General features: G+C 41.5%; 19 protein-coding genes and 2 pseudogenes. 12 read left to right on the top strand and 9 right to left on the bottom strand.

Annotation, left to right across the window (positions count from 1 at the left end):
- Window positions 1–72 precede the first annotated feature (72 nt).
- The 5 genes from BIV60_RS06155 (at window position 73) to BIV60_RS06135 (ending at window position 4,322) form a co-directional block, all read left to right on the top strand.
- Complete coding sequence (locus BIV60_RS06155; RefSeq protein ID WP_071354851.1) at window positions 73–648, top strand: hypothetical protein; 576 nt, start codon at window positions 73–75, stop codon at window positions 646–648.
- Window positions 649–710: 62 nt separating this feature from the next.
- Entirely contained in the window at window positions 711–1,988 is a 1,278-nt protein-coding gene (gene nosD / locus BIV60_RS06150) for a nitrous oxide reductase family maturation protein NosD (protein ID WP_177177231.1), read from the top strand.
- Window positions 1,952–2,749, top strand: a complete 798-nt coding sequence (locus BIV60_RS06145; RefSeq protein WP_071354849.1) for an ABC transporter permease — start codon at window positions 1,952–1,954, stop codon at window positions 2,747–2,749. The genes nosD and BIV60_RS06145 overlap by 37 nt, the downstream gene beginning before the upstream one ends.
- On the top strand, window positions 2,746–3,423 hold the full coding sequence (locus BIV60_RS06140; RefSeq protein WP_071354848.1) for an ABC transporter ATP-binding protein: 678 nt from the start codon (window positions 2,746–2,748) through the stop codon (window positions 3,421–3,423). Before BIV60_RS06145 ends, BIV60_RS06140 begins: the two co-directional genes overlap by 4 nt.
- Window positions 3,420–4,322 (top strand): FixH family protein, encoded by a 903-nt coding sequence (locus BIV60_RS06135; RefSeq protein ID WP_071354847.1) that lies wholly within the window; start codon window positions 3,420–3,422, stop codon window positions 4,320–4,322. The genes BIV60_RS06140 and BIV60_RS06135 overlap by 4 nt, the downstream gene beginning before the upstream one ends.
- A gap of 156 nt (window positions 4,323–4,478) precedes the next feature.
- Here BIV60_RS06135 and BIV60_RS06130 read toward each other — a convergent pair.
- Window positions 4,479–5,032: pseudogene (locus BIV60_RS06130) on the bottom strand (recombinase family protein).
- A gap of 339 nt (window positions 5,033–5,371) precedes the next feature.
- On the opposite strand from BIV60_RS06130, the gene BIV60_RS06125 reads away from it, so the two are divergent.
- From BIV60_RS06125 to BIV60_RS06100, 6 genes are all read left to right on the top strand, one after another.
- A complete protein-coding gene (locus BIV60_RS06125) occupies window positions 5,372–6,967 on the top strand; it encodes a spore germination protein (RefSeq protein WP_071354846.1) in 1,596 nt (531 codons plus the stop codon).
- The gene (locus BIV60_RS06120) at window positions 6,964–8,154 is read left to right on the top strand and encodes a Ger(x)C family spore germination protein (RefSeq protein WP_071354845.1); all 1,191 of its coding nucleotides are present in this window, start codon (window positions 6,964–6,966) and stop codon (window positions 8,152–8,154) included. The genes BIV60_RS06125 and BIV60_RS06120 overlap by 4 nt, the downstream gene beginning before the upstream one ends.
- A 25-nt stretch (window positions 8,155–8,179) precedes the next feature.
- Window positions 8,180–9,274, top strand: coding sequence for a GerAB/ArcD/ProY family transporter (locus BIV60_RS06115; protein WP_071354948.1), 1,095 nt, complete (start codon window positions 8,180–8,182; stop codon window positions 9,272–9,274).
- A 461-nt stretch (window positions 9,275–9,735) separates the two neighbouring features.
- Window positions 9,736–10,458, top strand: a complete 723-nt coding sequence (locus tag BIV60_RS06110) for an ABC transporter ATP-binding protein (protein WP_071354844.1) — start codon at window positions 9,736–9,738, stop codon at window positions 10,456–10,458.
- Window positions 10,455–11,561, top strand: a complete 1,107-nt coding sequence (locus BIV60_RS06105; RefSeq protein ID WP_071354843.1) for an ABC transporter permease — start codon at window positions 10,455–10,457, stop codon at window positions 11,559–11,561. Before BIV60_RS06110 ends, BIV60_RS06105 begins: the two co-directional genes overlap by 4 nt.
- Window positions 11,562–11,729: 168 nt before the next feature.
- Window positions 11,730–12,386: a TetR/AcrR family transcriptional regulator gene (locus tag BIV60_RS06100; protein ID WP_071354842.1), complete on the top strand. Its 657-nt coding sequence runs from the start codon at window positions 11,730–11,732 to the stop codon at window positions 12,384–12,386.
- Between the two features lie 24 nt (window positions 12,387–12,410).
- On the opposite strand, the gene BIV60_RS06095 is transcribed toward BIV60_RS06100, so the two are convergent.
- From BIV60_RS06095 to BIV60_RS06085, 3 genes are all read right to left on the bottom strand, one after another.
- Window positions 12,411–12,644, bottom strand: coding sequence for a hypothetical protein (locus BIV60_RS06095; RefSeq protein ID WP_071354841.1), 234 nt, complete (start codon window positions 12,642–12,644; stop codon window positions 12,411–12,413).
- Window positions 12,645–12,710: 66 nt separating this feature from the next.
- Entirely contained in the window at window positions 12,711–13,784 is a 1,074-nt protein-coding gene (locus BIV60_RS06090) for a PQQ-dependent sugar dehydrogenase (RefSeq protein ID WP_071354840.1), read from the bottom strand.
- An 18-nt stretch (window positions 13,785–13,802) separates the two neighbouring features.
- On the bottom strand, window positions 13,803–14,486 hold the full coding sequence (locus tag BIV60_RS06085) for a DNA alkylation repair protein (RefSeq protein WP_071354839.1): 684 nt from the start codon (window positions 14,484–14,486) through the stop codon (window positions 13,803–13,805).
- Between the two features lie 125 nt (window positions 14,487–14,611).
- Here BIV60_RS06085 and BIV60_RS29505 point away from each other — a divergent pair, with 125 nt between their 5' ends.
- Window positions 14,612–14,767, top strand: coding sequence for a hypothetical protein (locus BIV60_RS29505; RefSeq protein WP_177177230.1), 156 nt, complete (start codon window positions 14,612–14,614; stop codon window positions 14,765–14,767).
- 188 nt (window positions 14,768–14,955) lie between these two features.
- On the opposite strand, the gene BIV60_RS06080 is transcribed toward BIV60_RS29505, so the two are convergent.
- The 5 genes and pseudogenes from BIV60_RS06080 to BIV60_RS06060 all read right to left on the bottom strand — a co-directional run.
- The gene (locus tag BIV60_RS06080) at window positions 14,956–16,065 is read right to left on the bottom strand and encodes a PRK06851 family protein (protein ID WP_071354838.1); all 1,110 of its coding nucleotides are present in this window, start codon (window positions 16,063–16,065) and stop codon (window positions 14,956–14,958) included.
- Between the two features lie 76 nt (window positions 16,066–16,141).
- Window positions 16,142–16,618, bottom strand: coding sequence for a Cys-tRNA(Pro) deacylase (ybaK, locus tag BIV60_RS06075; RefSeq protein ID WP_071354837.1), 477 nt, complete (start codon window positions 16,616–16,618; stop codon window positions 16,142–16,144).
- A 335-nt stretch (window positions 16,619–16,953) separates the two neighbouring features.
- Window positions 16,954–17,661 (bottom strand): ABC transporter ATP-binding protein, encoded by a 708-nt coding sequence (locus BIV60_RS06070; protein ID WP_071354836.1) that lies wholly within the window; start codon window positions 17,659–17,661, stop codon window positions 16,954–16,956.
- Window positions 17,661–18,443: an ABC transporter ATP-binding protein gene (locus BIV60_RS06065; protein ID WP_071354835.1), complete on the bottom strand. Its 783-nt coding sequence runs from the start codon at window positions 18,441–18,443 to the stop codon at window positions 17,661–17,663. The genes BIV60_RS06070 and BIV60_RS06065 overlap by 1 nt, the downstream gene beginning before the upstream one ends.
- Window positions 18,421–19,390 (bottom strand): annotated as a pseudogene (locus BIV60_RS06060) (branched-chain amino acid ABC transporter permease); the annotation flags it as partial. The pseudogene BIV60_RS06060 and the gene BIV60_RS06065, both read right to left, overlap by 23 nt.
- Window positions 19,391–19,400: the final 10 nt, after the last annotated feature.

The raw sequence follows: 19,400 nt of genomic DNA, 5'->3' as shown, positions 1-19,400 counted from the left end.
GGTGGCGGGTATCAATTTTTCGATTGGTACCCTCCCTCCTTTCAAGTTTCTAATATAAAAGGAGTGGTTAACTTGAATGCCAGCAGTAATAAATTGTCTGTCACATCTTCCTTACTCATTGTTTTGGCAGCCGTTTTATTTGTCGTCTCCAACTTTTTCCCATGGTGGAAGATGGTGTTTTGGGCTCCGCAATACCCGGAAGGTTTAAACATTATTGTGTATCCAAACAAGCTTGAAGGACAAATCGACATTGTCAATGGGCTGAATCACTATATTGGAATGAAAAACTTCAGTGAAAAGAACTTTCCTGAGCTTTCTTACCTCTCCTATTTGATATGGGGAGTGGCAGCCATTACCTTGTTAACAGCCCTTCTTAGAAAAAAAGTGGTTCTTTATGTCCTGATTGGTGTCATTGTGATTGGCGGCGTTCTCGGGGTATTGGATCTCCATAATGCGCTGCATGATTATGGAACCAACTTAAGTCCAGATGCACCCATTAAAATTGCCCCCTTTGTCCCGCCGGTTATCGGGAAAAACCAGGTGGCAAACTTTATCACACACAGCCTGCTTGGACCGGGCATCTATTTCTTACTGGCAGCCTTTGTGCTGCTGCTAATTCCATTATGGAAGGATCGAAAAAGAAAATGAAAAAATTGACGCTCTTTCTTTTCGTTTTTTCTCTCTTTTTTCTAATTAAACCTGAGAAAAATATGGCAGCCGAAAGCTTACAAGCAATGATCGACTCCGCGAAAGAGGGAGCGGTCCTGAAACTTGGGAATCAAACCTATCAAGGCAATATCGTCATCGATAAGCCGATTACGTTGATTGGCGCAAACAACACCGTGATCAAGGGGGACGGAAGCGGTAATGTCATATCCATCAAGGCACCGCATGTAAACCTAAGCCATCTAACCGTGACAGACGGAAGTATGGATCGCAACTCTGCCGAGGAATACGCATCAATTAAAATTTATACGAACCACAATCTGGTCGAGCATATCACCATCCGCCGTTCCTTTCACGGGATTTATTTAAGCAAGGCCCACTATAATACGATTCGCAATAACGATATCAAGGGGATGGGCAAGGGAGAAATTGCCGCCCAGGGTAACGGGCTCCATGTTTATTACGCACATGATAACCTGTTCATCAGTAACACCATCGAAGGCACGCGTGACGGGATGTTCTTCGATTATGCAAACAACAATCGCAGCATTGCCAATACCATCAGCAACACCCGCTATGGACTGCACTACATGTATTCGGATGAAAATGTCTTTAAGAAAAATATTTTCACGATGAATGAGGGCGGCGCTGCTGTCATGAATTCGAATCACCTTATATTAGAGAATAACCAGTTTATCGTAAATTATGGAAATCAATCCTTTGGCTTACTGCTGCTTCAAGCAAATGATAACAAAATCGAAAATAATACCTTTTATATGAATCAACGGGGTTTATATATAGATCAGGCAACACGAAATTTATTTCGTCATAACCGCATCATCCAAAACCAAATTGGCATTGAGCTTTGGGCCAGTTCTAACGATGAGACCTTTACATTAAACCGTATTACCGATAATACCATTCCCGCCGTTACCCTTGGCGGTACGGGGGAAAACAATTCCTGGAGCAAGGATGGCAAAGGAAATGACTGGGGCTCTGCCTTTCCGGTCACCGATTTCAACCAGGATCAGATTGGCGACTTTCCAGTAACCTATCATTCTTCCCTCCATCGGCTGATGGAGGATCAAGAGTTAACAAATTTATTTTTAAAAAGTCCGGCGATTAAAATCTATGAAAAAATGAATGCCGCGCTGTCGGGAGATGCAGTTATGTTTCGTGATCCACATCCTTTAGTCGGGAGCACAAAAGGCAGCTACACAAAAATTCTATTGATTGCACCAGCCTTCATCGTTTTGTGGCTGCTCACAAAGGGGAGAAAACTACTATGCACTATATTTGGAAGGAATGGAAGGAAAATATAAGAGGAAAAGGACTCTGGCTTGCGTTTAGCATTATTGTGCTGCTTTCCGTCAGTATTTTATTCCGCTCAACACCCCTTTCCTTTGATAGCGGCTTTTATGTATTACTGATTAACCTTTTTGATACGATTATTTATTTCATCCCGATTCTCTGCTTGTTTATTGGCGCCTTTTCGATTTTTCAGGAAAAAGAACAAAAAACATTAATCATGCTGCTGACGAAAAAGGATCATTACGCAAGCTTTTTAATCAAAAAAAGCCTTGGAATCTATGCTGTCGTTCTTGCGCCCCTGCTCATATGGTTTTTCATCTACCTATTTTTACTGAAATTTAACTTTCAACTAGATTTTAAGGGGTATTTCATTTTTATCGTAGCGATTGTATGTATGGCGATTGTCTTCCTTCAAATGGGTACAGCAGTAGGCAGTTTTAGCCGTTCAAGAATGCAGATCATCGGTTACACAATTTTTATCTGGTTTTACTTTTTCTTCTTGCACGATTTTATTCTTTTATCCTTTTTACCGGACGTCACCCATGAAAATGTAAAACTCTTTTCAGCCGTCTACTTTTTAAATCCATTACAGGCGGTAAGAATGTTTATCGAAACAGGGACAGGGGTATATTCCTTTGGACATATGTCAAGACTGCTGCAGGCGTTCATGTGGACCAAACCGGGATTCTTCCTCCTGGGCAACCTTGTATTCTGGCTAGTTGTCTCATCATTGACTGCGATTATTTTCCACCGTAAGGAGGGCTTTGAATGATTTCCGTAACCAATTTAAAACAAGCCTTCGGGAAAAATACCGTCCTGGATTCCGTTACTTTAGAAATTCAGGAACGGGAAGTCTGCGCTCTTGTCGGCCGGAACGGTGCCGGGAAATCAACGTTCATCAATAGTTTGCTTGGCCTGCTTCCGATTAAACAAGGCTCGATTAAAATTAATGGAATTGAAGTTTCCAAGAAAAAGGACGAATGGAAAAAAGCGATCGCTTACCTGCCGGAAAAATTCATGCTCTATCCGATGCTGACCGGACTTGAAAACATAAGGTTTTTTGCCGAAGCCGTTTCCGGAACAGCCGATCTAAAGCGAATCGAGGAAGTGCTGCGGTCTGTCAGCCTATGGGAGGACCGCGCTGTCCAGGTCAAGCAATATTCGAAGGGAATGCTGCAGCGTTTGGGGCTGGCGGTCACACTTTATCAAGATTCCAGCCTGCTGATCCTGGATGAACCAACGAGCGGAATTGACCCAATGGGAAGAATGGAAATTTTAGAGGTACTGAAGTCACTTCATGATAAAACCATCCTTCTTTCATCGCATCACCTGGACGAAATCAAACAGATTTGTACCCATGTCGCTTATTTAAACAATGGAAAAATTGAAAAATATAGCGTTAGAGAGTTTTTACAAACACAAAATTTAGGAGGGATTAAGTCATGATTAAGCGGATGATGCTCGCTACTGTTCTATTGATAGCGATGCTTGCGGGCTGCAGCTCAGGTCCTGATTATAAAATTGACCTGACAAAACCGCTTTATATCCAAAAGGATAAAGCAATGCCACTTGAAATTAAAGTAACGGAAAGCAAAAAGGCGGTTAAAGGGCTGAAGGTAGCAGTTGAATTATCGATGACCAATATGGACCATGGCACTTATAAAGCAAAGTTGACGGAAGGTATGGATGGCACTTATGCAGACAATATTCAGCTTGAAATGCCCGGGAAATATGAGGCTGAATTCACGTTAGAAAAAGGCGGTAAGAAAACGAAAAAGATAATGGACCTTGAAGTGAAGAAGCCGCAGGGTGTCGCCTCCATCAATGGAAAATGGATTACAAATGAGGATTTAGCATTTTATAAATTAATTAATAAACTTCAGCTTGAAATCAACCTTGAATCAGCGAAAAAGCACTATAAGGGCGAGCAATTAAAAGAAGAGCTCACCTACATTAAATCCCAGGAAAAAATGCTCGATGATAAAAACCAACGGTTAACGCAAGTCATCCGCCTTCGCTCGATGGCAATGCTGGCTGAAGAAAAAGGCCATAAGGCCAACCCTACGGTTGTCGAGCAGGAAATCCAAAAGGTTCGAAAGCAGTATGATCAATATGCATCTGTAAAAAAATTAATCAAGCAATATGGCGAAGATCAATTTTGGGCTAAAGAACGGGAGCAATATCAATCCATTGTCCTCATCCAGCAAGTACAGAAGGATTTGTTGGCCGCGGCGAAAAAAGACAATCCAAAAGCCGGCGAACAGGAAATCTACTATGATGCCCAGCAAAAATATGAAGATCTCCTTGTGTCGCAGGTTAACTCACTTAAAATTGTGATTCTATAAAATTTAAAATGCATCATGTCAAATTTTGCGTGATGCTTTTCACTTTTTTACCTATTTCACACAGTGCCTGGCACTTTTCTAAAATAGCCCAGTCCAGCGTTGCTGTAACCAGGGGCAAAGTAGACATACCTTAAGCACCTCTTGCCCCATTGGTTATTAGTTATTCTCTTTTTTATATCTTACGATAAGAGTCATTCTAGAGATACCGGCTTTCTCTGCAACATCTGTACGATTCATCCCTTGTTCCAGAAGAAACAATGCAAAATTAACCTTTTCTTCATCGGTTTTCGGTCTTCCAGGATGTTTTCCTCGTTTCCTAGCAGCCTGAATCCCTTCCTTTGTCCGTTCAGAAGTTAAATCTCTTTCAAATTGAGCAATTCCAGCGAAAATAGTAAATAACATTTTTCCATGTGCTGTGGTTGTATCCAGCCATGTTCCTTTAGACTTTTCAAGTGTGCTCCTTTTTGAAAAATTAGTTCCGTGATCTCAATTAGGTCTTTTGTATAACGTGATAATCGAGTTAGATCTGTTACAACTACCGTATCTTCCGGACGAAGAAACTCTAACATATGGTCCAACTCCGGTCGGTTCCGTTTTGTTCCAGTTATTTTTTCAAAGAAAATACGATCACATCAAAATTCTTCAGGTTGTTTCTTTTGGCGATCCAAATTTTGGTCAAATGTAGAAACACGCATATAGCCAAACTTCAAATTAATCCTCTCCTCTACCAAATATTTTTACAAAATTTTTTGTTACATATTTTTGTTACAGATATTATGCAAGTTTACTAGGTTAAAGCTTATCACTAAACAGTGCAACAAAAACGTTCGTTTTTGTTACACCGATTCTATGAAAAAGACTACTTACAAAAGTAGCGATAAACATTTGACATTAATTTGATATTCCTTATTGTAGGGTGGTTAGAAATTATTTTTTACTTGTTACTTGAAATGCAACCAATTTTAGGTAACGATTGAATAATTTTCAAATAAAAGTAAGATACTTTAACCAAATAAATTTATAAAAAATTATTTTGTGAGGGGGATAGTATGATGAAAAAACTTCGTAAGATAAAGCCTTTAAAAAAAGCTATTCTGGAACTAGAGAGTACCAGCGTACTGCCCCCAAATGTTCAAGACGGGGAACTTGGACAGAACATATCCGTGAATGAAGAGGTTTTGAAAAAAGTTTTTGACAATTGTTCCGATATTGTCTTTCGTCCCATTCTCGTAAATAGGCAAACCAAAATGCTTCTGATTTATATAGATGGATTAGTGGATACAAAAATAGTGGAACAGGTTGTTTTGAAACCAATGATGTTCGAAGGTATGCCTAATGGATTAGAGAATATGGGCTCAATAGGGGAAATCATCCAAAATCAGCTTATCGCTTTTTCCCAAGTAAAGACGGTTTCTAAAGTTCGTGAGGTTATAGAAGGAGTATTGAAAGCCAATATCGCCGTTCTGACAGATGGGGAGAATCAAGCGCTAGTTGCTGATTTAAAAGGGTTTGACAAACGTAGTATTGAAGAGCCTGCTGCTGAAATTTCTGTTCGTGGCCCTCGGGACGGGTTTACTGAAACACTTAGGGTCAATACGAGCCTTGTTCGTCGAAGAATTCGGAGCCCGAGGCTAAAAATGGAACCCTATTCAATTGGGGATTTATCACAGACAGATGTGGTGATTGCCTACATTGAGGGGATTGCTCCAAATACGGTTTTGGAGGAGGTTCGACAAAGGGTTCAGCGAATTCAAATTGATGGGGTGTTGGAGTCAGCTTTCATTGAAGAGTTTATCGAGGATCTTCCTTTTTCTCCCTTTCCTCAAATTCAGAATACCGAACGGCCGGATGTGGTGTGTGCAAGCCTATTAGAAGGGAAAGTCGCCATCTTCGTGGATAACACACCTTTTGTTCTGATTGTTCCCATGACATTTTGGACAGGTGTACAAGCAGCGGAGGATTATTATGAACGCTCTCTCTATACAACCTTTATTCGATGGATACGTTTTGTATTAATCAATATTTCATTATTTCTCCCTTCACTCTATGTTGCCGTTACAACCTATCATCCGCAATTGATTCCGACAAACTTACTTATCAGTATTGCAGCGGCACGGGAAGGTATTCCCTTCCCGGCTGTCGTAGAAGCGATGATGATGGAATTTTTGTTTGAAGGTTTGCGGGAAGCGGGGGTTCGGCTGCCAAAACCCGTTGGATCCGCCGTTAGTATCGTGGGAGCGCTTGTCATCGGACAATCCGCTGTACAAGCAGGCATTATCTCAGCACCCATAGTCATTGTCGTGGCTACCACCGGTATTGCGTCGTTTGCTTTTCCACGCTACAACTTGGGAACAGCCTATCGGATGCTGCGCTTCCCGATGCTGCTATTGGCGGGGGTGTTGGGGCTGTATGGGGTTGCTTTTGGAGCCCTTGCGATTATGATCCATCTAACTAACCTTCGCTCTTTTGGTATTCCTTATCTAAGCCCAGTGGCCCCTCAGATTCCTCGTGGTTTGAAGGACGTATTGCTCCGAACACCAAGGTGGAGCATGACACACCGCCCCATGTTGATATCTGGAGAGGAGAAAATGCGCATTCCAGAAGGCCAACAACCTGGGCCGAAACAAGGGGGCCAGACAGAATGAGCCGGTACAGGGCACTTTGTATGATTCTGGTTGTTTCTTTATTTTTCTTGACGGGCTGCTGGGATCGTACGGAGTTAAACGATCTGGGAATAGAATTGGGTTGGGGACTTGATAAAGCAAAAAATAATGGGATTGAAATCAGCGCTCAATTTATCATCCCTTCAAAAATGGGAATGGGACAGAGTGGAAGAAGTGAAGGTGGAAAGGCTGTTTTTGTTGAATCGGGAACTGGAAAGGACACACTTGAAGCTGTACAAAATATGCAGACGAAATTATCAAGAGAGATCTTTCGGGGACACCGTCGGGTCATTGTGATAGGAGAACCATTGGCAAGACGCGGTCTCGCTTCAGTATTAGATACATACAGCCGCGATCCTGAAATTCGCTTACGAGCAGATGCACTCATTGTGAAAGGGGGTACGGCGAAGGAGTTTCTGGAAGCACCCTACCCTTTAGAAGATATCCCAGTACGCGGGGCACTGAAAGAACATAATGAAATAGGCGGATTGGGAGATAAGTCATTATTACATTTTCTTATGGCTGCAACAAGTGATGGAAATACCCCGGTTTTGCCTGTTATTGCAATTACCCGTAATTCTAAAGAACAAGATCAAACGAATGCCAGAGGTTTCCAAATGGTAGGGTTGGGGATTTTTAACCAAGAACTTAAATTGATTGGGTTCTTAAATATGCAGGAGGATAAAATGGGTCTTTGGATCATCAATCGTTTAACCAAACAGACACTTACTGCCAATGTGCCGCAAGGAGATGGAAATGCCAGTTTATTTTTTACAAAAATGGGCAGTAAGATCATTCCCTCTATTCAAGGTCGCACCATTAAGTTTGACATTGTTCTTTCTGGTGAAGGAATCATTCGGGAGAACAATACGAATTTAGATCTTACGCAGCCGAAAAATCTTACTCTTTTAGAATATGTATTGGAAAAAAAGGCCGAAAAACAAGCTCTCCAAACCATCCAAAAGGTTCAAAAACAATATGGAACCGATATTTTTGGATTGGGAGAAGCCATTCATCAAAAATATCCATCTAAATGGAAAGGATTAAAGGAAAATTGGGGCAGCCAATTTCGAAGGGTACAAGTCTCTGTCCATGCCAACCTGACGATTCGACGTGTGGGTCTAACCGGACCGTCGTTACAGTTAAAGCAAGATAAAATCAAAAAATAAGGAGATTAGGATTGTGAGAAATTCAATGAAAATCTCTGGCACGCAAATCTTTTGGATGATGTTCACATTTGAAGTAGGAAATTCTCTTCTTCTGACCATATCAGCTACAATCCGTGAGGCAAAACATGATGCATGGATGTCGATGGTGATTGCAGGGCTTGTCGGCGTTGCTATCACTTTTTTCGCAGCCACACTCGGTTCGCAGTATCCGAACCAAACCATAATTGAATTTAGTCAAACCATTCTCGGTAAATGGTTTGGAAAGCTGCTGATGATTTCCTATTTACTTCTATGGTACTCAGCGTCTGGGATCATCATCCGTGAATTTGGTGAATTTATTAGTACCGCTTTGTTTCATAAGACACCTATGTGGGTCATTGTCTTTACCACCATATTACTGCTGATTTTTCTCATGTACCAAGGCGGGGTCGAAGGGATTGGTCGCTTAAGCGAAATCGTAGGTCCGATGGTTCTTTTGATGATTTTAGTCATTCTATTTTTAGATGTGAAAGATATGGATTGGCATCATATGCTTCCCATTTATCAAGATTCCGGCTTGCCTGCTATTTTTAAAGCATCCTATACTCCTATGGCCTCTTTTTTTGGTGAGTCTGTTATGATGACTATGTTCGTCTTTTTTATGGACAAACCCGACCAAGCGCCATCACGAGCGATGTTGGGAATAGGACTGGCCGTTTCAATGGTAACGATCGGAACATTGGCAGTGATTTTCACATTCGGCCCGGTTTTGCCTTCAAGGCTTTTGTATCCATTTTACGATATGAGCCGGTTCATATCGGTAATGGAATTCATTCAAAATGTGGATATTCTAATTGTGATCATTTGGTTTTTTAGTATCTTTATTAAGCTGGCGTTATATACGTTTCTTGCTTGTTATGGAACAGCGCAATGGTTCCACTTGAAGGATTGGCGAAAGGTTGTATGGTTTCTTGCCCCCATTTGGTTTATTTTGGCTGTGTCGATTAAGAATATCTCCATATTTGCTCAGTATTTTGATAAGTTTTACTTGCTTCCATTTGTATTTCCCGTCAACATGATTGGGATTCCCTTGCTATTGTTGGTAGTTGGCTGGATTCGGAGAAAATATGCAAAAACCTGATAACATCATGGAATTTGGGTGAAGCCATTCATCAAAAATATCCATCCCAATGAGATATTACTTTGTTTTGTTGGTAGTACCCTTTCATGAAGTATAAAGGCCATTTTCTACATGCTCAGGAAGTTGTGGGACCCGGAATTTCCAATTGGTTCGATTACGTAAGTAGGTAATAAGCGGTAACATATCATAGGGGTCCCCCGTAATGCCATGTAGGCACAAACAGCCAAGCTTACATCCTACACCCGCCCAATTCCTAGTAAATTACAGATGGATTAATTCTAGTTGTTAACATCCTCCGGCACTAGCTTTTGCAATAAAGATTTGTTTTTTTCCAAAATGCTAAACTTATATTTTTGTCGGATTTTCTCCAAATTTGTAAGTGATTACTCACTTTACATTCCCTCAGAAAGTACATATATTATTAATGAGTGATTACTCACTTCTAAAAGGAGGAGTACAAAATGACAGCCTCAATCATCGTAAACGAAATCAGCAAAAGCTTTGGAAAAAAGCAAGTTTTAAATCATGTAAGTTTAGTAATTGAACCTGGTCAGATTTACGGCTTAATCGGCCCTTCGGGATCAGGAAAAACCACCTTAGTAAAAATCATCGTTGGCATGGACCGCCCGACCAAAGGAAATGTCCGTGTTTTGGGTATCCCTGTTCCAAACTTAAAACTCCTGCAAAAAATTGGTTATATGGCACAGGCAGATGCCTTATACACGGATTTAACTGGTGAAGAAAACCTTGCCTTTTTTGCCTCGCTTTTTAAAGTAAAAAAACAGGAGCAAAAGAAACGGATTGCTTATGCTGCCGATTTAGTCAATCTTACGGTAGATTTAAAAAAGAAAGTCCATGCCTATTCAGGCGGAATGAAGCGCCGCCTGTCGCTCGCAGTTGCCTTGATCCAAGACCCAGACATCCTCATTCTCGATGAGCCGACCGTCGGCATTGACCCTGAATTGCGCTTGTCAATTTGGTCTGAGCTTTACCGCTTAAAGGATGCCGGCAAAACGATTTTGGTCACGACCCATGTCATGGATGAAGCGGAAAAATGCGACCGGCTGGCCATGGTCAGGGACGGCAAAATCCTTACCAGCGGGTCCCCTCAGGAATTAAAGCAACAATACGGAATTACAAGTTTAGAAGAAGTATTTTTAAAGGCGGGAGGGAAAATGACATGAGTGTAGCAGCCCTGGTAAAAAGAATTTTTCGGCAGATGCTTCGTGATAAACGGGCCCTGGCATTAATGATGGTGGCTCCTTTATTGATCATGACCCTCCTCCATTATTTATTTAACGGTAACACGGTAAACCCCATGGTTGGTGTTTCTGGTGCAGATGCTTCTTTAGTAAAGCAATTGAAAAGTAAGGACCTGATCGTTAAACAATATGATCAGGTGAAAAATCCCAAAGATACGATTATTGATGAGGATTTAGATGCATTCCTTCAACTCAATGATGAAAAAATAAATCTTACGCTGAAAAATGATGATCCTTCAACAGCAAAACCACTGCAAATAAAAATTCAGCAATCAATCGCAGCTGAAAATGCAAAAACACAGTCTAAAAAATTAAAAACGTTTATCCAAACCATGCAAAGTAAGCTGCCTAGTGTACCCATTAAACTAGATCCGGCGAAGGCTCCAAGCATCCATACCGATTATGTATATGGCAGTAAGGATGCCACCTTTTTTGATAAACTTGGTGCCATCTTTGTTGGTTTCTTTGTCTTCTTCTTCGTATTCCTGATTTCCGGAATCGCCCTGTTAAAAGAACGAACAACCGGTACATTGGACCGGCTAATGGCCACTCCGATTCAAAGAAGGGATATTGTTTTTGGCTACCTACTTGGATACGGCATCTTTGCCATTATTCAAACGGTAATCGTTGTCTTTTTTGCCGTTAAGGTTTTAAATATCATGCTGGTGGGTTCGCTATGGAATGTGATTTTAATCAATTTAACGTTGGCGCTCGTAGCCTTGTCGCTCGGTATTTTGCTATCCGCCTTTGCCAATTCCGAATTCCAGATGATGCAATTTATCCCGATCGTGATTGTTCCGCAAATCTTTTTTGCCGGCATATTTCCGGTTAAGGGAATGGCCGAATGGCTCCAGGTGATCGCAAAATGTATGCCAATGTACTACGGCGGCGATGCCCTGCAAGGCGTGATGTATAGAGGGGAAGGAATAAGCGGCATAAGCAGCGATCTCTTTGTCTTACTCGGATTCGCCCTCGTTTTTATCGTCCTGAATGTATTTGCCTTGAAAAAATACCGCAAGATATAAAGTGAAACTTCAATCAGTGGGGGTTTTTTCCATCCCCACTGATTGTTAGTTGAACAAATCGGGCTTTTACGGGCAGTTGTTCCCCCATTTATACTTATTTTTTCCCTTTAAGCCTAGAAGTGGGGGACTTACTGCCCGTTAATGCGGGATAATCGAAAGGAGTCACCCATGTCAGAGGAAGAAGAGTTAATCGAGCAGCTGTTTGCTGAAGAAGATGACCTAACCGATAAACAAAAAAAGATTCTCATTGCAGCAATTGAATCTTTTTCGGAAAAAGGCTATGCCGGTACTTCGACAAATGAAATTGCTAAAAAAGCCGGAGTAGCCGAGGGCACGATATTCCGCCACTATAAAACAAAAAAAGATTTGCTTATGTCCATTGTGGCTCCGATGATGGCAAAGTTGATCGCCTCGTTCATCATCAATGATTTAAATAAAGTTTTAGACCGTGAATTTGATCAGGTGGAAGATTTTATTAAAGCGATGATTGAAAACCGACGCGCGTTTTTAAAAAGGCATCTCTCCATTTTAAAAATTATGCTCCAAGAAATCCCTTTTCAGCCCGAATTAAGGGAACAGTTTTTCGAGCATGTGGCGAAAAAAACCTTTGAACGTTTCGTCAATGTTGTTAAGCACTATCAAGGAAAGGGGCAGATTATCGAAATTCCGCCGGCCAGTGCTGCCAGACTGGCGATTACCTCCATTTTTGGTTCTTTAATTGCTCAATATTTACTGTTTCCAAATGCAGAGTGGGATGATGAAGCCGAGACGGAACGGATTATCCAATTTATCATGCACGGACTAGGAACAACAAAAGCACGCTGAGTGAACTTTAGCGTGCTTTCCTTTTTATTCTTCAGGAGTATTCAAGATTTTAATGGTTTTAAAACCGAGATTGATTTTATAATTTAAATTCCAGCTGCTGCCATGAATTTCAATCTCACTTTCTTGTAGCGAGAAGCGGAGAACCACATCATGGTCTTCATCGATGATAACGTAAGCATTCTTGTTCGAAAAAATTTGATACGATGGATGCGAAATGATCGTCCAGCCATGTAATAGCTTGTTGCTTTTTGTGCTCATCATTACCCTCACTTTTTGCTAAAATTATATAACAAACTCGCCAACTTGTTAACTCTTTCTATTTGATTATTTTAAATTGCCAATCCATACGCGACAGAATTGATCGTCGTTTTGTACTGGGTTCCCTCTGCCGTCAGTATTATTGCTGACAAAATACAAGTATTCGCCGTCGATAAAGATGTCGCGAATTCTCCCTAAACCGGTAATGACCGGCTTAGTTGTGTTTCTCTGTAAATCATATTCACGGACTGCATTCCCTCTTAATGCCGCTACATAAAGCTTGCCGCCGGCTGCATCCATTCCGGATGGCGCCCATGTTTCGTCACCTGATTGAAAGATGGGGGTTCTCATTCCTGCTCTTTTTTTCCATCCAAAAGTAAGCGGCCAGCCGTAATTGGCCCCCCGCTGTATGAGGTTAATTTCATCATGGGCGGTTGAACCATGCTCTGATTCATATAATTGGCCCTGAACCCAAACAAGCCCTTGTGGATTCCTGTGTCCGAAGCTATATACGTAGGATCCTGGAAAAGGATTATCGTTCGGAATCGTTCCGTCCAAATTCATTCTTAAAATTTTCCCGTTTAGCGTTTGTAAATTTTGAGCCGTTTCCGGAACGGACGCATCACCGGTTGTAATGTAAAGCTTGCCGTCAGGTCCAATTTTTAACCGGCCGCCATGATGATAGGCAGCGCTCGGAATTTTATCGAGGAGGATTCGCTCTTCCGTCCACTGGTTTCCATTCTGGATTAACACGATAACCCGGTTGTACTGGCCATGATCCTCATCCGTATAATAGGCATATGCCTTATGATTTTCTGAAAACTGCGGATCTAACACTAATCCCAGCAACCCGGCTTCTGCTGCGCGGGCAAGTGGTTTCTTTAACCGCACCCGCTGCCGCTCCACTTGACCGTTTTCAATTTTTACAATGCTTCCTGTTCGTTCGCTGATGTAAAAAGTTTGACCAGCCTTCGCTATCGACCATGGGATCGATAACTTCTTAGCCACCACCTCCACTTCAGGCTGTATCACTGTAACTTCATCTGCCTGAGTGTCATTTCTTTTGGGAGTTTTCTCGTTAAAAGAGGTGCAGCCCGATAATAGCAGCATCACAAAGAAATAATTAAATAGTTTGTACATGGTTTCACTTCCTTCCCTTTAAATATACCTACTCCCTTCCCGCACACTTAAAGGTTCCAGTTTGTGGCTATCAATAAACCCTCTTACCGATTCCGGATTGGTTTTGGAATATTCACGTAACGCCCAGCCAATCGCTTTTTGGATAAAAAACTCCTTGCTGTCGGCATTTTTCAATATGTATTGGTAAAGAATCTCTTCCTTGGTGTCTTGTTTGTATTTCAATTGAAAAAGAATCGAGGCCCGCCGAAGCCACATATTTTCATGCACAGCCCAGTAATCAATTGTTTCCCCCATTACCTCCGGAAACATTTGCGCAATCGTACCAACCGGCTTCGGTGCCAGCACATCAACCGAATCCCACCATGATTTGGTGATAATCAGTCTTTCCATAAATGGTAAATCCGATTTATCCAGCTTCTTAAGCGATTTTTCCATATACCCTAATGCGGCATATTGATATTCTCTTTCCGCCTTCTCCCAAAGCTCTTGAACAAATTCAGGATGAAAAGGTTCTTTTAAAATTCCCGTCTCATTAAACAATTGCTTTTCAAGCTGTCTTCTTAACGGTGTTTTGATTCCAAGAAAGGGAAAATGACTTTTCATGTATTTTGCCATTGGTCCCGCATTTGTTAAATTGCGATTGTTTTCAAAAAGGGTTGTTAACAACCCGACTGCATCCTTCAAATTCTCATCCCCCGGCATCCCTATTTCTTTTATTCTAAAATAGATAGTCTAGTTATTGCCACTATTAGGAAGAAACAATCATGTGTATAAACAATGGAAGCAATGCCAAACTATAGGTTAGTTAACAGGAAAGGAGCTTGACTATGACAAAGAAATATAACAGAGGCAGCGGAAATCAAAATTCTCCACGGACAGGGCAGACGCAATCTGAATTTGCCAGTGAATTTGTCAGCGGCGACAACAGCAAAGGCAACAAAAATAATGTAAAAGCCCAGCAAAGCCCAAATCCAAAGCAATAAAAGCCAGGCGTTTGCCAGGCTTACTTGAAAGTAAAGAAGGTATAAAATTTTCGGCTTTGAGAATTGTCCAAACGCAAGCGTCCGGCCCCTCTAGGTCATAAGCCTGAGGCTGAACAAGGCGCTCGCGTTTTTCTTATTTGGAGATTTATACTTAGGATTTTTCTGATTTACAAGTCACATTCAGTTTCTTAGGCATTCACCTCGGCCAAATCCCCCAACTCATTGATTTTCTCACGAATTTGGCTTTGAATTTTTTCCACTACGGAAAAATCCATGGCAGAAACATAGATTTCCTCAAGCTCATCATGTAAGTCCTTTGCTTTAGCAAGATAAGAGGTAGCCTCAGTCATTTTTGCTTTATATTTCCCTGAGATATCACTTATAAAATCGGCGTAAATTTCATCGGTTCCAGGTTCAATCAAAAGTTCGTACATATCAATAATTTCATCGCCATCGCGGTTTGGGAAATATTCATGGGGCGCGGTGCTGTCAAAGATGGCAATTCCGAGTTCACGAAGAATCACCATATCAAGGCTGTTTGGATCAAAACCACAGTGATAAACTTCGGCATCGATACCTCGTTCTTCTGCTGCTGCCGCAAGCTTCTTCAGCATTGTTGATTTCCCGGAGCCAGGGCGGCCTTTAATAAAATAACGCTTCGTAATTTCTTCTGTTAAATTCGGTACAAAATCAACAGCCCCCATTGGGGTAGCCGCCCCTAAAAAGCGGTGACGAATATCGGCTTTTTTATTCAATTTCATTTTTCCAAAGAAATTTTCAATCAGTTTATTCGTTAATTGATCTGCCTTTTTAAAATCCATGCTGCCAATGTAAATTTTCTCCCACTCATCGTGAATTTCCAATGCCTGCTTAAATGTCGCATACGCTGTCTGGAAAGATTCACTGATTTGTTTGGTCAGTCTTTGAATTTTATTTTTATGAAAGCGAAGTTTCTGAGAATTCCATGCTTCTCCGAGGTTAATATATTCCTCAACTGCTCCAGGTGCCTGAGGTTCGATGACATGAGGAGCCGTTCCATCGACTATTCCTACCTTTAATGCTGGAATAATGACGCCGTCAATCGAGTTATTATCTGATGAACAATGGAGGAATTCGACATTGCAGCCTTTTTCCAGCCATTCATTGCCGATTTTTTTCATTAAGGAGGATTTTCCTGTTCCTGGCCCTCCTTTTAAAATAAATAGGCGGTCAAGCCCTTGGAGATTGGAATCATAGAGACTGTGAAATCCTCTGGCTGTATTGCCACCGGCGAAATAGTTTTTAACCTTTCCTACCACTTAACGACACTCCCTTTATCGTGACATTTCACCATATCATATGCGTTTGGCTTTTATAGGTGAATGCCTAGAGTGGTTATTTTGTAAGGTCAGCAAATTCAGCATTGGTAACTTCTTTTAAATGTTCAGGCTTCAAAACGATCTGTACACCAATTTTCCCGGCGCTGACGACGATCACATCAAGTTGCAGTAAGGCCTCGGCAATGAAGGTTTTATAGTCCTTTTTCATTCCAATTGGGGAACAGCCGCCGCGGATGTACCCTGTCCATTTTTGGATGTCCTTAACGGGAATCATTTCAACCTTCTTCTCACCAGAAACCTTTGCCGCCTTTTTTAAATCCAATTCTCCCTCAACGGGAATGACAAAAACAAAAATATTTTTTGATCCCCCTTGGGCTACAAGCGTTTTGTATACTTCCTTAGGGTCCCTGCCGATTTTATGGGCAACCGAAACCCCGTCAATTTTTCCATCCTTGTTATCGTATGTATGTATTTCATATGGAACCTTCTTTGCATCAAGAATCCGCATTGCGTTGGTTTTAACCTGTGCCATTTTCCATCATCCTTATCGACATGATTATTCTATTATAGCAAAGAAAAGCGCAAGCCCCTTGGTCAGGGGCGATATAAGAATACAAGTCGATTGGCGAGAGTAGCGAAGACAGAGACTTAGTAGTCCTTAATGCGTACAGAAAGCGCTAGCTTTCTGTAGCCAAGCACATGAACGAGACGGCTGTTGGTTGCTCTTCAACCTTCTTGACGGATTAGCTTGTGACCTCGAGCCCCTAGGACGCTTGCGCTGGACAATTCTCGAAGCCGAATTTTATGCTTTCTTATTTCTAAATATAAAAACAGAGGGTGTCCCTAGTAAGGAATACCCTCTGCTTATTAATGCCCCCCAAGGTAGGCTGATTTAATTTGATCACTTGCCGTGAGCTCTTCTGCAGAACCTGATGCAACAATTTTCCCTGTTTCAATGACATAAGCACGATCAGCAATCGATAACGCCATATTGGCATTTTGTTCGATGAGAAGAATTGTTGTCCCGGTTTTTTTTATTTCCTCGATAATATTAAAAATCGTTTTGACTAAAAGAGGTGCAAGTCCCATTGATGGTTCATCTAATAGCAGTAGCTTTGGACGAGCCATTAATGCACGCCCCATCGCCAGCATTTGCTGCTCACCGCCGGATAATGTTCCAGATAATTGCTTACGGCGTTCATGAAGGCGAGGGAATAGCTGATACACCTTATCGAAATCCTCGCGAATTCCTTGCTTGTCATTGCGCAAATAAGCGCCTAATTCAAGATTTTCCTCGACTGACATATTGGCAAAAACGCGGCGGCCTTCAGGAACATGCGATAATCCCATTTTAACAATCGACTGGGCGACTTTGCCGCCAATCGGTTTTCCTTCAAAAAGAATTTCACCGTTTTTTGGCTTCAATAATCCCGAAATGGTTTTTAACAGTGTACTTTTCCCGGCACCGTTCGCCCCGATCAACGTAACAATTTCACCCTGATTGATTTCAAGTGAAACGCCCTTTAAGGCATGGATGTTACCATAGTATACATTAATATCGTTAATTTTTAACATTACGAAATGACCTCCTCACCGAGGTATGCTTTGATGACTTTTGGATTATTTCTGATTTCCTCAGGAGTTCCTTCAGCAATAAGCTGGCCTGAATCCAGTACATAGATTCGTTCACATACGCCCATTACAAGCCCCATATCGTGTTCGATCAGTAAAATCGTTAACGAGAAACGCTCGCGGATTAGCGCAATCAGTTTCATTAATTCTTCCGTTTCCTGCGGGTTCATCCCTGCTGCCGGTTCATCCAAAAGCAATAGTTTTGGGTTCGCAGCAAGGGCACGGGCAATCTCAAGGCGGCGCTGCTGGCCATATGGAAGATTTTTCGCCTTTTCATACATAAATCCTTCCAGGCTGAAAATCTTTAAGAATTCAATCGCTTTTTCCTCCATTTCCTTCTCCCCAGAAAAATGGGAAGGAAGGCGGAAGATTGTGCTTAACATCGAATGCTTGGCCAGAGAGTGATAAGCTACTTTTACATTATCAAGCACCGATAATTCACTAAATAAACGAATATTTTGGAAGGTACGGCTAATCCCTTTTTTTGTGATTTTATATGGAGCCATACCATTTAATTTTTCCCCGTCTAATGAAATACTTCCTTCTGTCGGTACATAAACGCCTGTCAAAAGGTTAAAGAAGGTCGTTTTACCGGCGCCGTTTGGTCCAATTAAACCAACAAGCTCGCCTTGCTTTAATTCAAGGTTCACATCGGAAACGGCCCTTAAACCGCCAAAGCGGATTCCGGCATTGTCTACTTTTAGCAACGGTGTGTTTGCCATTATTTTACTCCTCCTTTAACGGATTTACTACCTTTAAAGAATGAGGTAATTTCTTTCGTTCCTAACAATCCTTGTGGACGATAAAGCATCATGACCACAAGCACTAAGCTATAAACAATCATTCGAACTTCAGGGAAGCCTTGTAAGAATGTTGAAATAATCGTAAGCAAGATTGCGGCAATGACTGCCCCAGACATACTTCCCAATCCGCCAAGTACGACAAAAATCAAGATATCAAATGATTTCAAGAAACCAAAGTTCGTCGGTTGGATAATGTAGAAGTTATGCGCATATAATGCACCGGCAACTCCTGCAAAAAAGGCACCAATCGCAAAAGCAGCTACTTTATAATAGGTTGTATTGATTCCCATCGCATCAGCGGCAATTTCATTTTCGCGAATTGAAATACAAGCACGACCATGTGTTGAATTCGTAAAATTTACAATGACTACAATCGTTACAAGCACACATCCAATCAACCATGGCCAAGTAGTGAAATGGGATACAGTCATCCCGCTTGCACCGCCTACATAGTCAATATTTAACAGGACAATCCGGACAATTTCTCCAAAACCCAGTGTCGCAATCGCTAAATAGTCACCCTTTAGCCTTAGGGTTGGAATACCAATGATGAGACCGGTAATTGCAGCCGCAATCCCCCCGACTAAAATAGCTACAGGGAAAGGAAGTCCTAATTTCATTGTAATGATTGCCGATGCATAAGCTCCGACTGCGAGGAAGCCGGCATGTCCAATCGAAAACTGACCGGTAACTCCGATAATCAAATGCAAGCTGGCTGCTAAAATAATATTAATTCCAATGAAAAACATGGTGTTTACATAAAACTGATTTAGTGTTCCGCCATTAATTAAAAATTGAACAACTACTGAAAAAACAACGGCTAAAACGATTGAACTCCAGAAGCCTTTTGTATGTTTAATTGTATTCATCGCTTAGCCA

The organism is Bacillus sp. MUM 116 (genome assembly GCF_001866655.1).
Classification (GTDB): Bacteria; Bacillota; Bacilli; order Bacillales; family Cytobacillaceae; genus Neobacillus.
This window is presented reverse-complemented; position numbering and strand designations above follow the sequence as displayed.

Excerpts from the sequence above, each read along its gene's own strand:
- nosD (WP_177177231.1), top strand. The coding sequence starts at position 711 with ATGGCAGCCGAAAGCTTACAAGCAATGATCGACTCCGCGAAAGAGGGA.
- BIV60_RS06145 (WP_071354849.1), top strand. The coding sequence starts at position 1,952 with ATGCACTATATTTGGAAGGAATGGAAGGAAAATATAAGAGGAAAAGGA.
- BIV60_RS06140 (WP_071354848.1), top strand. The coding sequence starts at position 2,746 with ATGATTTCCGTAACCAATTTAAAACAAGCCTTCGGGAAAAATACCGTC.
- BIV60_RS06135 (WP_071354847.1), top strand. The coding sequence starts at position 3,420 with ATGATTAAGCGGATGATGCTCGCTACTGTTCTATTGATAGCGATGCTT.
- BIV60_RS06125 (WP_071354846.1), top strand. The coding sequence starts at position 5,372 with ATGATGAAAAAACTTCGTAAGATAAAGCCTTTAAAAAAAGCTATTCTG.
- BIV60_RS06120 (WP_071354845.1), top strand. The coding sequence starts at position 6,964 with ATGAGCCGGTACAGGGCACTTTGTATGATTCTGGTTGTTTCTTTATTT.
- BIV60_RS06115 (WP_071354948.1), top strand. The coding sequence starts at position 8,180 with ATGAAAATCTCTGGCACGCAAATCTTTTGGATGATGTTCACATTTGAA.
- BIV60_RS06110 (WP_071354844.1), top strand. The coding sequence starts at position 9,736 with ATGACAGCCTCAATCATCGTAAACGAAATCAGCAAAAGCTTTGGAAAA.
- BIV60_RS06105 (WP_071354843.1), top strand. The coding sequence starts at position 10,455 with ATGAGTGTAGCAGCCCTGGTAAAAAGAATTTTTCGGCAGATGCTTCGT.
- BIV60_RS06100 (WP_071354842.1), top strand. The coding sequence starts at position 11,730 with ATGTCAGAGGAAGAAGAGTTAATCGAGCAGCTGTTTGCTGAAGAAGAT.
- BIV60_RS06095 (WP_071354841.1), bottom strand. The coding sequence starts at position 12,644 with ATGAGCACAAAAAGCAACAAGCTATTACATGGCTGGACGATCATTTCG.
- BIV60_RS06090 (WP_071354840.1), bottom strand. The coding sequence starts at position 13,784 with ATGTACAAACTATTTAATTATTTCTTTGTGATGCTGCTATTATCGGGC.
- BIV60_RS06085 (WP_071354839.1), bottom strand. The coding sequence starts at position 14,486 with ATGCCGGGGGATGAGAATTTGAAGGATGCAGTCGGGTTGTTAACAACC.
- BIV60_RS29505 (WP_177177230.1), top strand. The coding sequence starts at position 14,612 with ATGACAAAGAAATATAACAGAGGCAGCGGAAATCAAAATTCTCCACGG.
- ybaK (WP_071354837.1), bottom strand. The coding sequence starts at position 16,618 with ATGGCACAGGTTAAAACCAACGCAATGCGGATTCTTGATGCAAAGAAG.
- BIV60_RS06070 (WP_071354836.1), bottom strand. The coding sequence starts at position 17,661 with ATGTTAAAAATTAACGATATTAATGTATACTATGGTAACATCCATGCC.